Source organism: Pseudoxanthomonas wuyuanensis (genome assembly GCF_900215535.1).
Taxonomy (GTDB): domain Bacteria; phylum Pseudomonadota; class Gammaproteobacteria; order Xanthomonadales; family Xanthomonadaceae; genus Pseudoxanthomonas_A; species Pseudoxanthomonas_A wuyuanensis.
On the sequence record NZ_OCND01000008.1, the window covers coordinates 97,930 to 112,478 of the forward strand.

The 14,549-nt window shown below is 67.2% G+C and carries 17 protein-coding genes; 11 read left to right on the forward strand and 6 right to left on the reverse strand.

Features of this window, described 5'->3' with window-relative positions; translation table 11 throughout:
- Positions 1 to 289: 289 nt before the first annotated feature.
- The gene (locus CRO39_RS15610; protein ID WP_097122882.1) at positions 290 to 2,791 is read right to left on the reverse strand and encodes an ABC transporter permease; all 2,502 of its coding nucleotides are present in this window, start codon (positions 2,789 to 2,791) and stop codon (positions 290 to 292) included.
- The gene (locus CRO39_RS15615) at positions 2,788 to 3,519 is read right to left on the reverse strand and encodes an ABC transporter ATP-binding protein (RefSeq protein WP_097122883.1); all 732 of its coding nucleotides are present in this window, start codon (positions 3,517 to 3,519) and stop codon (positions 2,788 to 2,790) included. The genes CRO39_RS15610 and CRO39_RS15615 overlap by 4 nt, the downstream gene beginning before the upstream one ends.
- A 150-nt stretch (positions 3,520 to 3,669) precedes the next feature.
- On the opposite strand from CRO39_RS15615, the gene CRO39_RS15620 reads away from it, so the two are divergent.
- From CRO39_RS15620 to CRO39_RS15630, 3 genes are all read left to right on the forward strand, one after another.
- Positions 3,670 to 4,260 (forward strand): arylesterase, encoded by a 591-nt coding sequence (locus CRO39_RS15620; protein ID WP_097123003.1) that lies wholly within the window; start codon positions 3,670 to 3,672, stop codon positions 4,258 to 4,260.
- A 130-nt stretch (positions 4,261 to 4,390) separates the two neighbouring features.
- Positions 4,391 to 4,600, forward strand: coding sequence for a hypothetical protein (locus CRO39_RS15625; RefSeq protein ID WP_097122884.1), 210 nt, complete (start codon positions 4,391 to 4,393; stop codon positions 4,598 to 4,600).
- 234 nt (positions 4,601 to 4,834) lie between these two features.
- Positions 4,835 to 5,332 (forward strand): DUF1579 domain-containing protein, encoded by a 498-nt coding sequence (locus tag CRO39_RS15630; RefSeq protein WP_097122885.1) that lies wholly within the window; start codon positions 4,835 to 4,837, stop codon positions 5,330 to 5,332.
- A gap of 214 nt (positions 5,333 to 5,546) precedes the next feature.
- Here CRO39_RS15630 and CRO39_RS15635 read toward each other — a convergent pair whose 3' ends face one another.
- From CRO39_RS15635 to CRO39_RS15650, 4 genes are all read right to left on the reverse strand, one after another.
- On the reverse strand, positions 5,547 to 6,209 hold the full coding sequence (locus CRO39_RS15635; RefSeq protein WP_097122886.1) for a DsbA family oxidoreductase: 663 nt from the start codon (positions 6,207 to 6,209) through the stop codon (positions 5,547 to 5,549).
- 54 nt (positions 6,210 to 6,263) lie between these two features.
- Positions 6,264 to 7,298 carry an aldo/keto reductase gene (locus tag CRO39_RS15640; protein ID WP_097122887.1) on the reverse strand — a complete coding sequence of 345 codons (1,035 nt, stop codon included), beginning with the start codon at positions 7,296 to 7,298 and terminating at the stop codon, positions 6,264 to 6,266.
- Positions 7,299 to 7,461: 163 nt separating this feature from the next.
- On the reverse strand, positions 7,462 to 7,941 hold the full coding sequence (locus tag CRO39_RS15645) for a carboxymuconolactone decarboxylase family protein (protein WP_097122888.1): 480 nt from the start codon (positions 7,939 to 7,941) through the stop codon (positions 7,462 to 7,464).
- Between the two features lie 48 nt (positions 7,942 to 7,989).
- On the reverse strand, positions 7,990 to 8,724 hold the full coding sequence (locus CRO39_RS15650) for an SDR family oxidoreductase (RefSeq protein ID WP_097123004.1): 735 nt from the start codon (positions 8,722 to 8,724) through the stop codon (positions 7,990 to 7,992).
- A gap of 206 nt (positions 8,725 to 8,930) precedes the next feature.
- Between CRO39_RS15650 and CRO39_RS15655 the strand changes: the two genes are divergently transcribed.
- The 8 genes from CRO39_RS15655 to CRO39_RS15690 all read left to right on the forward strand — a co-directional run bounded on the left by CRO39_RS15655 (position 8,931) and on the right by CRO39_RS15690 (position 14,505).
- A complete protein-coding gene (locus tag CRO39_RS15655) occupies positions 8,931 to 9,845 on the forward strand; it encodes an AraC family transcriptional regulator (RefSeq protein ID WP_097122889.1) in 915 nt (304 codons plus the stop codon).
- A gap of 104 nt (positions 9,846 to 9,949) precedes the next feature.
- Positions 9,950 to 10,507, forward strand: a complete 558-nt coding sequence (locus tag CRO39_RS15660; protein ID WP_097122890.1) for a DUF3016 domain-containing protein — start codon at positions 9,950 to 9,952, stop codon at positions 10,505 to 10,507.
- Between the two features lie 126 nt (positions 10,508 to 10,633).
- The gene (msrB, locus tag CRO39_RS15665) at positions 10,634 to 11,101 is read left to right on the forward strand and encodes a peptide-methionine (R)-S-oxide reductase MsrB (RefSeq protein ID WP_097122891.1); all 468 of its coding nucleotides are present in this window, start codon (positions 10,634 to 10,636) and stop codon (positions 11,099 to 11,101) included.
- Positions 11,102 to 11,190: 89 nt separating this feature from the next.
- Positions 11,191 to 12,045: a flagellar motor stator protein MotA gene (motA, locus tag CRO39_RS15670; RefSeq protein ID WP_097122892.1), complete on the forward strand. Its 855-nt coding sequence runs from the start codon at positions 11,191 to 11,193 to the stop codon at positions 12,043 to 12,045.
- A 6-nt stretch (positions 12,046 to 12,051) separates the two neighbouring features.
- Positions 12,052 to 13,008: a flagellar motor protein MotB gene (gene motB, locus CRO39_RS15675; protein WP_097122893.1), complete on the forward strand. Its 957-nt coding sequence runs from the start codon at positions 12,052 to 12,054 to the stop codon at positions 13,006 to 13,008.
- A 54-nt stretch (positions 13,009 to 13,062) separates the two neighbouring features.
- Positions 13,063 to 13,830: a HipA family kinase gene (locus CRO39_RS15680; RefSeq protein ID WP_162125738.1), complete on the forward strand. Its 768-nt coding sequence runs from the start codon at positions 13,063 to 13,065 to the stop codon at positions 13,828 to 13,830.
- On the forward strand, positions 13,817 to 14,224 hold the full coding sequence (locus CRO39_RS15685) for a DUF3037 domain-containing protein (protein WP_097122895.1): 408 nt from the start codon (positions 13,817 to 13,819) through the stop codon (positions 14,222 to 14,224). The genes CRO39_RS15680 and CRO39_RS15685 overlap by 14 nt, the downstream gene beginning before the upstream one ends.
- Complete coding sequence (locus CRO39_RS15690; RefSeq protein ID WP_097122896.1) at positions 14,221 to 14,505, forward strand: DUF4031 domain-containing protein; 285 nt, start codon at positions 14,221 to 14,223, stop codon at positions 14,503 to 14,505. Before CRO39_RS15685 ends, CRO39_RS15690 begins: the two co-directional genes overlap by 4 nt.
- The last annotated feature ends 44 nt before the right edge of the window (positions 14,506 to 14,549 follow it).

Here is a 14,549-nt window from a genome sequence, read left to right on the forward strand (position 1 = left end):
ACGCGACACCGCCCAGAAGATGTCCAACCTGCCAGCCGCCCGGCAACGGGCGGTTCTTTTTTTTTCCGCCCCCGTAGGAGCGACGTAAGTCGCGATGGCGCCCCGATAGCCGTTGTGCGCACGATGAAGAGCGCGCCGCAGCACGCGCCGGATGGCGAACAGTCAAGTTTCGCCATCCGGGCTTTTCCCTGTAGGAGTGGTGCCGGCATGCCGGCACCGGTAAGTCGCGATGAGGCTTTCCCATGAAAGCTTCATCGCGACTTACGTCGCTCCTACAGGGTGAGAACCCTTAACCCTGCAGCTCCCGCAACGTCACCGATGGCGGCACATCCAGCACCTTGCGGGTGGCGAACAGGCCGGCGGCCAGCGCCGCCAGCGTGCCCAGCCCGCCGCCGACAGCGGCCAGCTGCCAATTGGCCTGCCAGGGCAGATCGAAGACCCGGGTGGCGATGACGCCTGCCAGCACCGAGGCTGCGATGGCCGCCACCAGTCCGGACAGCAAACCGATCGCGGCGAACTCCGAAGCCTGCGCCAGCCGCAGTTGCCGGCGGCTGCCGCCGAGCACGCGCATCACTCCGCCTTCCAGCAGGCGCTCGTCCTGGCTGGCGCTGATCGCCGCCAACAGCACCAGCACGCCGGCCAGCAGCGAAAACCAGAACACCACCTGCACCACGGTCGAGACCTGATCGGCGGTGCTGCGTACCTGCTTCAGCACCGCATCGACATCGATGACCGAAAGGTTGGGGAATTGCCCGACCAGTTCGCGGGTGAACGTGGTGCGTTCCGGCGGCACGCTGACCGCGGTGATGTAGCTGGCCGGATAGCCGTCCAGCGAGCCCGGCGAGGCGACCACGAAGAAGTTGGGCCGGAAGCTCTCCCAGTCCACGCTGCGCAGGCTGGTGATGCGGCCTTCGAATGTCTGCCCGGCGATATCGAAGGCGATACGATCGCCCAGCTTCCAGTCCAGCGATTCGGCAAAACCCTCCTCCACCGACAGCTCCGGCGAGGACGGCACCCGATCGCCCCAGAACTCGCCGGCGGTCACCACATTGTCCGCGCGCAGTTCGCTGACCACCGACAGGTTGAACTCGCGGTCGGCGCGGCGCTGGCGCTGTGGATCTTCGCCTTCGTAGTCGGCGGCGCTGACCGGTTGGCCGTTCCGTTCGATCAGACGGCCGCGGATCATCGGGAACAGCGCCGGCTCGCCCAGGCCCTGCGCCTGCATGAACTCGCGCACCGGCTGCAGCTGATCCTGCTGCACATTGATGATGAAGCGGTTGGGCGCGTCGGCCGCCAACGCCAGCTGCCAGCGGTCCAGCAGATCGGTGCGCACGAACGTCAGCAGCAGCAATGCCATCAACCCCAGCCCCAGCGCGGAAATCTGCGCGATGCTGGTGCCGGCGCGGCGGCTGACATTGGCCAGCCCGTAGCGCAGGCTGCCGCGCAGGCGCGAACGCAGGCGCCGCACCGCCACGATCAGCAACCAAGCCAGCCCGGCCAATACCGCCAGGGTGATGGCAATGCCGGCCAGCATCGCGGTGCCCAGCACCGCCGAACCGGCCTTCCACCACAGCAGCGCCGCCAGCCCGACGAATCCCGCCAGCGCCACCAGCCAGGCGCTGGGTTCGGTCGGGTCCAGGTCGCGCCGCAGCACGCGCAACGCCGGCACCCGGCGCAGCGCCAGCACCGGCGGCGCACCGAATGCCAGCAGCACGATCAGACCCACGCCGTAGCCCTGCAGCGCCGGCAACCAACCGGCGGCGGGAATGGAAATCTTCATCGCCTGCTGCAACCAGCCGCCGATCGCCCACTGCAGCGCGAACGCGATCGCCACGCCGACCGTGCAGGCGGCAAGCCCCAGCAGGATCAGTTCGCCAACATGAATCCCGACCAGCGTGCGCTGGCTGGCGCCCAGGCAGCGCATCACCGCAGTGCCGGACAGATGCCGCTCGCTGTGCCGGCGCGCGGCCATGGCCACGGCCACCGCCGCCAGCACCACCGACACCAGCGCCGCCAGTCCGAGGAAACGGCCGGCGCGGTCCAATGCCGAGCGCACTTCCGGACGCGCGTCCTGGATCGTTTCCAGCCGCTGCCCGCGCGCCAGCGCATCGCGCGCGGTGGCGGTGAAGGTTTCCACCGCATCGGCATCGCCGGCCACCACCAGCCGGTAGCGGATGCGGCTGCCTTCCTGCACCAGGCCGGTGGCCGGCAGATCGGCCAGATTGAGGAATACCTTGGGCGCGACGTTGAAATAGTCCAGCGCCGCATCCGGCTCCTGCGTCACCAGCGCAGTCAGCCGCAACTGCGACGTGCCGATGCCGATGCTGTCGCCCAGCCTGGCGCCCAGCGTATCGGCGCCGGCCTGGCTCATCCACAGCGTACCCGGCGCGGGAACGCCGGCGGCATCGCGTTCGCTGCCGGCATCGCTGTCGATGACGCGGAAACTGCCTCGCAGCGGGAATCCTTCGCCCAGCGCGCGCAGATCGCCCAGCCGTAGTTCCTCGCCGGCGCGAATCATGCTGGGGAATTCCTGCGTCTGGGTCACGCGCAATCCGGGCGCGCCGGCGGCATCGCGCACTGCGCCGGCGATGGGCGCATCGCCGCGGATCACCACATCGCCGCCCAGCAACCGGTTGGCTTCGATGGCCAGCGCGCGCTCGGCGCGGTCGGTGACGAAACCCACCGCGGTCACCGCCACCACCGCCAGCACCAGTGCGGCAAACAGGATGCGGATGTCGCCGGCCGCCAGATCGCGGCGCAGTTGCCGCCAGGCCAGAGCCAGGATCCTCATGCGGGAACATCCGCGGCCGGTACCAGTCGACCGCTGTCCAACCGCAACACATGCCGGCAGCGTACCGCCAGGTGTTCGTCATGAGTGACCAGCACCAGCGTGGTACCGCTTTCGGCGTTCAACGCGAACAGCAGCTCGATGATCGCCTGCCCGGTGTGGGTATCCAGGTTGCCGGTCGGTTCGTCGGCAAACAGCAGCGACGGCCGGGTCACGAAGGCGCGTGCCAGCGCCACCCGTTGCTGTTCGCCGCCGGACAGCTGGCGCGGATAGTGCCCCAGCCGTTGCGACAACCCCACCTTGTCCAGGATTTGCCGCGCCGGAGTCTGCGCGTCGGCATCGCCGCGCAGCTCCAGCGGCAGCATCACGTTCTCCAATGCGGTCAGCGACGGCAACAGCTGGAAGCTCTGGAACACGAAGCCGACCTTGTCGCCGCGTATCCGCGCGCGTCCGTCCTCGTCCAGCGCAGACAGGGTTTCGCCATCCAGTACCACCGTACCGCTGCTGGGCGCGTCCAATCCCGCCAGCAACGACAGCAGCGTGCTCTTGCCCGAGCCGGAGGCGCCGACGATGGCAACGGTATCGCCATGCTCGATGCGGAAACCGATGCCATCCAGGATGGTCAACTCGCCACCGGGCAACGGCACGCGTTTGCCCAATGCCGACACCTGCAGCGCCGGGTTCACCGGCGGTTGGGGAAGTTCAGTGCGCAGCCCGCTTGAATCGGCCATGATGTTCCTCTGGTTATTTTCCCAATCATCATCGGGAGAACGGATTAAATGTTCTTTAATAAACTTCGGTATGGGGGCAACCGCGCCCGCGTGCAATGTGCCATTGGTTGGCTGGCGCTGGTCCTGCTTGCGCTGGCCGCGCTGCCGGCCATGGCGCAGACCGCTGCGGCTGCCGCCGCCGCCACCGCGCCGGCCCGCACCATTCTGGTGATGGGCGATTCGCTCTCGGCCGCCTACGGCCTGTCGGCCTCGCAGGGCTGGGTGGCGTTGACCGCCGAACGCGTAAGCCGGACCAAGCCCGGCTGGCGCGTGGTCAACGCCAGCATCAGCGGCGAAACCACGGCCGGCGGCGCATCGCGTATCGCTGCCGAACTGCAGCGGCACCGCCCGGCGGTAGTGGTGATCGAACTGGGCGCCAACGACGGCCTGCGCGGGCTTTCGCTGCAACAGAGCCGGGCCAATCTGGACAGGATGATCCAGGCCGCGCAATCGGCCAAGGCGCGCGTGCTGCTGATCGGCATGCGCATCCCGCCCAACTATGGTCCGGACTACACCCGCGGGTTCGAGGAAAACTTCACGGCCCTGGCCAAGCAGCGCCAGGTCGCGCTGCTGCCGTTTCTGCTGGAACCGGTGGCGCTGGACCGCGATGCCTTCCAGGCCGACAACCTGCACCCGGTGGCCAGCGCGCAGCCGAAGCTGCGCGATCACGTATGGAAGGCGCTGGAACCGCTGCTGAACTGAACGCGCCGTAGGATTTTTCCTACACGATGATGCGGGCTCTCCCTAATGTGATTTCCGGCACATGCGGTCAGGCTATCCCCACCGCGCGAGCTCCCGTTCCTGGGCCTCGTACCGTAGGAGAGGGAAAACCATGTCACGTCTTCTGTTTACCATCGCCGCCCGGACCAGCGGCTGGCAGCTGTATGAGGGCGAGCATGGCCGCTCGTGGTTCGAGCACCTGGGCGATGCCCGCGAGAACGCCAAGCTGTTGGCCGCCACGCTGCATGAGCATCACGGCATCCCCACCGCGGTGGTGATGGACATGGGCCGCGAATCGGTGCTGCTGGCCCGGCACGGCTGAGGATCCGTCCAAGGCCCCGCTGCGCTTGCCATCCGGCGCGCCGTGCCCCGGGTGCCGATGTCCCCGCAGGTACACCTGCGCGCTCTGCCATTACCTACGCTCTGCGCGCAGCCAGCCTCGCCTGGCTGCGCATGCGACAGGGGTTGAACAGGTCCCGGGGCAGTCCGACGGGCTGCTGTCCGCTGTCTTCCCGGGCATGCCATCATCGGCGCATCGGCTACGGAGCGATTGGCGATGGGCAAACAGGCATTCGAGGCATCGCTGGCGGAAGGCCGCCATCGCGATCTGGCACGCATGGCGGGCGACTGGTCCGGCAGCTTCCGGTTATGGTTCACGCCCGACGAACCGGCCTGCGAGGCGCCGCAGCGCGGCCGCATCCGTTCCGTGCTGGGCGGGCGCTTCCTGCTGCACGAGTATGAGAGCCGTTTCAACGACGAACCGATCGAGGGCATCGCGCTATACGGTTTCCACCTGGACGAGAACGCGTGGCAGACCGCGTGGGTGGAGAGCTTCGGCACCGGCACGCAACTGATGTTCTGCGCGGGTTCCGGCGACGACCCGCGCCTGAATGTGCTGGGCAGCTATGGCGACGGCCAGGGCGGTCCGCCCTGGGGCTGGCGCACGCGGCTTGAACAACCGGACGACGACACGCTGGTCATCACCATGTTCAACATCACGCCCGCGGGCGAAGAAGCCAAGGCGGTGGAAACCCGCTATCGCCGTATCGGATAAGAACACCCACGGATCCGCTTCAGCTGCCGACGCACCCCGCCGTGCATGGCCGCTGCGCGGGGAACTTGGCCCGGCCTGCTCGGATCTCCGCATTCCAATCTGTCCTTGTAGGAGCGACGTAAGTCGCGACTGCGCCACGCTAGCCATCATTGACCGCTAGCGGAATGCGGTCGCGACTCACGTCGCTCCTACAAGCAAGCGGCCCGGCTCGGCATCAGGCGGATGCGGCGATACCCGACAGCTGCCGCAATGCCTGTTCGAATACTTCGACCGGCTGCCCGCCCTGCACCAGGTGACGGCCGTTGAAGATCACCGACGGCACCGCCTGAATGCCTTGCTGGCGATAGAAAGCCTCCTGCGCGCGCACCGCGTCGGCGTAGTCGTCCGCGGCCAGGACGGCACGGGCGCGGGCGCCATCGAGCCCGGCATGTTCGGCCACCGCCGCCAGCACCTGGTGCGAAGACACATCTTCGCCTTCGGTGAAATACGCGCGCAGCAGGGCATGCTTCAACGCACGCTGCCGGGCAGCGCCCTGCTCGCCGGCCCAATGCAGCAGGCGATGGGCATCGAAGGTGTTGTAGATGCGGCGCCGGCGGTCCATATCGAAGACGAACCCCAATGCCAGGCCGCGGACGCGAATGGCTTCGCCGTTCTGAGCGACCTGAGCTTCGGCGATGCCGTACTTGCGGGTCAGATGTTCGGTGACATCCTCGCCTTCGGCCGCCATCTGCGGGTTGAGCTCGAACGGCTGGAAGTGCAGCTCCACCTGCAGGTCATCGCCGACCCGCGCGATGGCCTGTTCCAGCGCACTCAGGCCGACGGCGCACCAGGGGCAGACCACATCGGAAACGAAATCGATTTTGACGGACTGCGGCATCGGAAGTTTCCGGTAGTAAGTGGTAGCCGATGAGGATCGGCGGCGATTCGAACATCACACCGGCGTGGGATTGCGGTACTTGAAGCCGGCCTGATGCCAGTACGGATACGGTTTGGTGACCGCGCTGGCGGCGTCCAGCCTGGCCACCTGCCCGGGCGTCAGGTTCCAACCCACCGCACCCAGGTTCTGCTTCAGTTGCTCCTCGTTGCGCGCGCCGATCACCACGGTCGACACGGTGGGACGCTGCAGCAGCCAGTTCAATGCGATCTGCGGCAGCGTCCTGCCGGTCTCGGCGGCGATTTCGTCCAACGCATCGACGACGCGATAGAGATGCTCTTCATTCACCGGCGGGCCGGATTCGATGCTGGCGGCCGAATGCAGGCGACTGGTTTCCGGCAGCGGCTGGCCGCGGCGGATCTTGCCGGTCAGGCGGCCCCAGCCCAGCGGGCTCCATACCACCGCGCCGACGCCCTGGTCGGCGGCCAGCGGCATCAGCTCCCATTCGTAGTCGCGGCCGATCAGCGAGTAGTAGGCCTGGTGCGCGACATAGCGCGACCAGCCGTAGCGGTCGGCCACCGCCAGCGACTTCATCAGGTGCCAGCCGGAGAAGTTGGATACGCCCAGGTAGCGCAGCTTGCCGGCGCGCACCAGATCGTTGAGCGTGGACAGCACTTCCTCGACCGGCGTGCGCGCGTCGAAACCGTGCAGCTGGAACAGATCGATGTAGTCGGTGCCTAGCCGCCTCAGCGCCGCATCCACCGCATCGATCAGATGGTAGCGGGAGGAGCCGACCTGGTTCTCGCCATCGCCGAAGCGGAAGGTCGCCTTGGTCGAAACGATCAGCGAATCGCGCGGCCTGCCCTTGATGGCCTCGCCCAGAATCGATTCGGCCGCACCCTTGGAATAGACATCGGCGCTGTCGAACATGTTGAGGCCGGCATCCAGGCACAGATCGACCAGCCGGCGCGCTTCGGCCACATCGGTGCTGCCCCAGGCGCTGAACAGCGCGCCCTGGCCGCCGAACGTGCCGGTGCCGAGAGAGAGGACGGGAACGCGGAAGCCGGAGGCGCCAAGATAACGATGTTCCATGATGCGGGATCCGAACGGGGGAGTGGGCTATTGCACCTCCGCCTGCGCATGCAGCGCAAGCGCGGGCGATGGAATGCTCTGTTGTGGGGCCTCCGTTGCGCTCCAGCTTCTGCCAGGGTGATGCGACTCGCCCTCCGCTACGCCGACGCAGCGCGCCGGAGCCTCATTGTCGCGCGCTGTCCCGTCTACGCTCGGCGAACAGCTCGCTCAATGCCTGCGCCGCGTCGATCGCGCGCGGAAACCCGGCATGCACCGTCGTCAGGTAGACCACTTCCTTCAGCTCGTCCTCGCTGACGCCCAGGTTCAGCGCATAGCCGGCGTGGATCTTCAGATACGCCAGATTGCCCTGCGCGGCGAACGCCGACACCGTGACCAGCTGGCGGGTGCGGGGATCCAGCACCGGACGGCCCCACACCTCACCCAGCGCATAACCGGCAATGGCATCGGCCAGGAAGGGGAATTCCCCGCGCAGCGCTTCCAGCGTCGGCTGCGGCTGGCCGGCATTGAGCGTGGCGACGATGGCCTCGCCGCGCTGAATGCGCTCGCTTTCAGGCGCCTGGGCGTGGGCGCTGCCGGCTGCGATCGCCACCACGGTGGCGGCGATCCGCCATTTCTTCAGGCTGGGTAGCTTGCTGGATTTCATCGTGACACCTCGTTCGCGGTGACGGCACGCCCGCAGCGGCTTGCCGGTTCAGTAGGCGCTGGCGGTCGGGCGGACGATGATTTCGCTGACGTCCACCTCATCCGGCTGCTCGATGGCATAGGCAATCGCGCGGGCGATCGCTTCGGCCGGGATGGCGGTCTTGCGGAATTCTTCCATGCCCTGCCTGGCAGCCGGGTCGGTGATGCTGTCGGCCAGCTCGGATGCGGTGACGCCCGGCGAAATCACGGTGACGCGGATGTCCCGGCTTTCCTGGCGCAGGCCTTCGGAAATGGCCAGTACCGCGTACTTGGTCGCGCAGTAGACGGCGGCGGTGGGATAGACCGCGTGGCCGCCTATCGAGGACAGATTGACGAAATGGCCGCCGCCTTGCGCCTTCATCAGCGGAAGGCCGGCGGCGATGCCATGCAGCACGCCGCGGATGTTGACGTCGATCATCCGGTTCCACTCGTCGATCTTCAGCGCATCCAGCACCGACAGCGGCATCACCCCGGCGTTGTTGACGACGACATCGACGCGGCCGAACTGCTCCTGCGCGAATGCGATGAGATCCTGCACGTCTTCCAGCCGGGTCACATCGACCGCGCTGTAGCGGGCCTGTCCGCCCTGGGCCTGGATGTCCGCGGCCAGCTTCTGCAGGCGGTCGGTGCGGCGCGCGGCCAGTACGACGCGCGCACCGCGCTGCGCCAGCAGGCGTGCGGTGGCTTCGCCGATGCCGCTGCTGGCACCGGTGACGACGACGACTTTTTCTTCGATTCCGGACATGATGATTTCTCGCGGGATGAGGCCGGCACGGAAGGCCGGCATGTGGCCAGTCTGCGGACGGCGCGGTCTTCGCCGATATCCGGTTCCTCCTCGGTTCTTGCCCGATCCTGCACGGCCCCCGGTTCCCCGCTTTTGGCTGCAATCTGCTGGCGTAGACTCGCCATCAGGGACAACCCCACCCCCAAGGCGGATTATCCGAGGAATCCATGAGCACCGACGATCAAGGCTTATCGGCCAAGCGCGCCGAACTGGCGGCGCTGATTGAACGATTCACCGACGGCGACGGCATCCACGAGACGCCCATCGAGGGCCTGCGGTTCGCGCGCATAGGCGCCCCCAGCGAACCCATGCGCGGCGTGCAGGAGCCTTCGCTGTGCCTGATCGTGCAGGGCGCCAAGCAGGCCATGCTGGGCAACGAGATCTACGAATACGATGCTTCGCGCTATCTGGTCGCATCGGTGGATCTGCCGGTCACCGGCCGGGTCACCGTTGCCAGCCCGGAGATGCCTTACCTGTGTTTCGTGCTGAGGCTGTCGCCCGGCGACATCGCCAGCCTGGTCACCCAGGCCGAGACTGCGTCGGCACCGCTGCCTCCGCCCTCCCGCGGCCTGTCCGTCAGCCAGTGCGACCCCGAGCTGCTGGACGCGGCGCTGCGTCTGACCCGCCTGCTGGGAGCGCCGCAGGACATTGCGCTGCTTGCGCCGCTGGTCATCCGCGAAATCCTGTACCGCCTGCTGCGCAGCGGACAGGGCGGCATGCTGCGCCACATCAGCATCGCCGACAGCCAGGGCCATCGCGTGGCCAAGGCCATCGGCTGGCTGCGGCGCAACTTCCACCAGCCGCTGCGGATCGAGCACATCGCCCGCGAAGTGCATATGAGTCCTTCGGCGCTGCACCATCATTTCAAGGCCATCACCGCAATGAGCCCGTTGCAGTACCAGAAGCAGCTGCGCTTGCAGGAAGCGCGCCGGCTGATGCTCAGCGAAGTGCTGGACGCGGCCACCGCCAGCCACCGGGTCGGCTACGAAAGCCCTTCGCAGTTCAGCCGCGAATACAGCCGCATGTTCGGCGCGCCGCCGCTGCGCGATGTAGAGCGGTTGCGCAGCAGCGCTGCCGGATGAATGCCGCCCAACGCGTTGCGGCCGCCAGGCCCGCAACGCGTTGCCGGGCGTATGGCGCGGGCGCAGAATCGGAGTCGGGCTTCAGGCAACGTGAGGAGACACCGATGAAACGCTTATCCCTGATGGTGGCTCTGGCGCTGGCCATGGCGCTCAGCGCCGCGGCGCAGGCCAAGAGCCGCAATGTCACCGATCCCGATATCCCGCGCGAATTGCCGGCCAGCGGCCCGGTCAGCGTGCAATGGACCGATCCGGCCGAGTTCTCCGAGCTGCGCTACAGCGGCAACCGCTGGGAGGCGCAGCGCGGCAACTGGGTGGTGGATCTGGCCAAGTACATCCAGACCCAGGCCGCCAAGCGCCTGGATGCCGGGCAGCAGTTGCAGGTCACCATCACCGACATCAGCCGCGCCGGTACCTATCTGCCGGTCGCCGGCCCGCGGGTCCACAACGACGTGCGCATCGTCAAGGATCTGTACCCGCCGCGGATGACGCTGAACTTCAGGCTGTCGGACGCCAACGGCAACGTGCTGTCCGAGGGCGAACGCAAATTGCGCGACAGCAGCTTCCTGATGAATGCCAGCATCAACGACACCGATCCGCTGCGTTACGAGAAGCGCATGCTGGACGACTGGATGCGCAACGAGTTCGGCGCCAAGGACAGCTGACACCTGCTCCTGCACGGCGCGCATCGGCCGGCCGTGCAGGAGGCTCTCCATCTGGGGAAGAGCCGGCGGGTGCGTCCCGCCGCGAGCGGCTACTGTATCCTCCGGGCCGTCCCTCTGGAGCCCGCCATGCATGCTTTCGATCTGACCCCACCCAGCCAGGCCCAGCGCCAGGCGCTGGCCGCGCAGCTCAGCGACGAAGAACGCCGGGTGCTGCTGCAGCACGGCACCGAAGCGCCGTTCTGCGGCGTGTTCCTCGACAACAAGCTGGACGGGGTCTACACCTGCCGCCTGTGCGGGCTGCCGCTGTTCCGTTCCAGCGCCAAATTCGATTCCGGCACCGGCTGGCCGAGTTTCTTCGCGCCGTACGATCCGGCGCATGTGAAAACCATCCGCGACACCAGTCACGGCATGGTCCGCACCGAAATCGTCTGTGCGCGCTGCGACAGCCATCTGGGTCATGTTTTCCCCGACGGGCCGCCGCCGACCCATGAGCGCCACTGCCTGAACTCGGTGTCGCTGGCCTTCACCGAACGCGGCCAGCGCCTGCCCGACCCGCTGCAACGTGGTGGCGCCGAGGCCGCGAACGCCGACTGAACCGACCTGGCCGGCGGCTTGCGCCGGCAGCGCTCAAGTATCGGTTGCGGCTGCCGAAACCGGGATATCTCCCTGCTTCGTCCGCTGTCATGCTCATCATCGTGGGTTTCATTGTCGTGATCGTCAGCGTGCTGGGCGGTTACGTCGCCGCGCACGGCAAGCTCGGCGCGCTATGGCAGCCTTACGAATTGCTGATCATCGGCGGCGCGGCACTGGGCGCGTTCCTGATCGGCACGCCGATGAAGACGGTCAAGGCGACCTTTGCGGCCATTCCCGCCACGCTCAAGGGCGTGCGCTACAAGTCCAGCGATTATCTGGACGTGCTGACCCTGGTCTATGAAGTGTTGAACAAGGCGCGCCGGGAAGGTTTCATCGCGCTGGAATCGCATATCGATGCGCCCGCCGGCAGCGACGTGTTCAACAAGTACCCCAAGGTGCTGGCCGATCACCACCTGATGGACTTCATGACCGACTGCCTGCGCCTGATGGTCGGCAACAATATCGAGCCGCATGAGCTGGAACCGCTGCTGGAGCTGGAACTGGAAAAGCACCACCACGAGATGATGGCGCCGGCGCATGCGCTGGCCAAGGTCTCCGATGCGCTGCCGGGTTTCGGCATCGTTGCCGCGGTGCTGGGCATCGTCATCACGATGGGTTCGATCGGCGGCCCGATCGAAGCGGTTGGCGCGCACGTGGCCGGCGCACTGGTCGGCACCTTCCTGGGTATCCTGCTGGCCTACGGCTTTGTCGGTCCGCTGTCGGCGGCGGTGGAGGCCCAGGCCGAGCAGGACGGCCGCATCTACGAGTCGGTCAAGACCGCGTTGCTGGCCTGTCTGCGCGGCTACAACCCGAAGGTGGCGCTGGAATTCGCGCGCAAGACATTGCCGACGGCGGTGCGCCCGCAGTTCAGCGATTTCGAGAATCACCTGAAAGTCATTCGGTAGGAAACCATGGCCGACAAACCAACCGTCGTCGTCGTCCGCCGGGTGCGCAAGGTCGCCGGCGGCGGCCATCACGGTGGCGCGTGGAAGGTCGCGTTCGCCGACTTCGTCACCGCGATGATGGCGTTCTTCCTGGTGATGTGGCTGGTCGCGGCCACCTCCAGGCAGGAGCGCGCGGCCATTTCCGAGTACTTCCGCAACCCCAGCCCGGTGGCCGGCAAGAACATGACCCCGGCGACCGGCGCGCTGGGCCCGGGCGGCGCCAGCACGTCGATGATCGCGCTGGGCGGCACCATGGACATCCCGCGCGGCAGCGGCGAGGACCCGCACGGCAAGGCCGGCGCTGCCGCATCCGATGCGGCCGACGACAGCAGGGCGCTGGAATCGCTGATGCAGGCGCTGGAGGAAGCCATCAGCAAAAGCCAGGCGCTGGAACCTTTCAAGGACCAGTTGCTGCTGGACCTGACCCCGGAAGGCCTGCGCATCCAGATTGTCGACAAGCACAACCGGCCGATGTTCGACCTGGGCAGCGCGGCGCTCAAGCCTTACACCTCCGAGATCCTGCACGAGCTGGCCGGCTTCGTCGGACAGGTGCCCAACACGATCAGCATCACCGGACATACCGACATCAGCCACTACACCGGCAAGCGCGGCTACTCCAACTGGGAACTCAGCGCCGACCGCGCCAACGCCGCGCGCCGTGCGCTGGTCGACGGCGGTCTGCAGGAAGACAGGGTTTCGCGAGTGGTCGGGCTGTCTTCGTCGGTGCTGTTCGACAAGAGCAATCCGGCCAATCCGATCAACCGCCGCATCAGCATCGTGGTGATGACCCATGCTGCCGCCGATGCCATCACGCAGGATGGCCTGCCATTGGCGCTGGGGCCCAGCCTGGCCGATGCCGACGTGCAAATGCCGCCCGCCGCCGCCCTGCCGGTGAATCCGTCCGGCGCGATGCCGCCGCCCTGAGTTCGCATCCGGTTAGCCGGTTCGATGGGCAGGGCTTATCCTTGCCGTATGCCGATCCGTACCGTTGCCGCCACCCGCTATGTCACCCCGTTGCGCGAAGGCGGGTCGATGCCCGCCGTCATCGAAGCCGATGACGACGGCATGTACGTGCTCAAGTTCCGCGGCGCAGGCCAGGGGCCGAAGGCGTTGATTGCCGAACTGGTGGCCGGCGAGATCGCCCGTGCGCTGGGTCTGCCCATTCCCGAGATCGTCTTCGTCGAGCTGGATCCCGAGCTGGCGCGTACCGAAGGCGATCCGGAAATCCAGGATCTGATCCGCGCCAGCGCAGGACTCAACCTGGCGCTGGACTATCTTCCCGGCGCGATCAACTTCGACCCCGTGGCCGAGCCGGTGGACGCGGATCTGGCCTCGCGCATCGTCTGGTTCGATGCGCTGGTCAGCAATGTCGACCGCACCCCGCGCAACACCAACCTGCTGGTGTGGCACCGCCAGCTGCAGCTGATCGATCACGGCGCGGCGCTGTACTTCCATCATGGCTGGGACGGCAGTATCGACGGCGCCGACCGCGCCTTTGCGCTGATCCGCGACCATGTACTGCTGCCGTGGGCCGGACGGCTGGCCGAAGCGGATCCCGAGCTGGCGGCAAAGCTGCCCGAGCCGGTAGTCGCCGCCATCGTCGAGGCGATACCCGACAGTTGGCTGCAGGGGCCCGACGCCTTCGCCGACCCGCCAACGCAGCGGCAGGCCTACCGCGCCTACCTGCAGCGCCGGCTGGCGCAGCGCAAGACCTTCGTCGAGGAGGCCATCCGTGCACGCGCATGACAGCTACGACTACGCAGTGATCCGGGTTGTGCCGCGGGTCGAACGCGAGGAGTTCGTCAACGTCGGCATCATCCTTTCCTGCGAGCGCAGCGGCTATCTGCAAGCGCGCATCGAAGCGGACCCGGCACGGCTGCTGGCGCTGGATCCGCAACTGGATCTGGAATCGCTGCAACGCCACCTGGACAGCATTCCGCGCATCTGCCGCGGCGGCGCCGAGGCCGGGCCGATCGGCCTGCTGCCGCAGCGCGCGCGTTTCCACTGGCTGACCGCCAGGCGCAGTTCGATCATCCAGACCTCGCCGACCCACATGGGCAAGTGCGGCGACATGGACGCCGTCATGGAGCACCTGATGCAGCGCATGGTGCGGGTGGCTCCGGCGAAGGCTGGGCGATGAGCGTCTATGTCGACGATGCGGTGGTGCTGTGGCGCGGCCAGCGCTGGGCGCATCTGATGGCCGATACGCTGGAGGAACTGCATGCCTTCGCTGCGCGGCTGGGCATTCCAAGGCGCGCGTTCCAGAACAAGACCAGCGGCGCGCACTATGACGTGCCGGCGCCGCTGCGCGAACAGGCCATCGCGCTGGGAGCGGTGCCGATATCGCGGCACCGCGACCGCGAGCTTGTCCGCGCCATCATCCGCCGGGCCAAGGCGCAGGGGCGCGGAGAGAGCCCGTAGCGGGCGGATTTTCCCTCCGCCCTCTGCCAACCCTGCGTAGGACC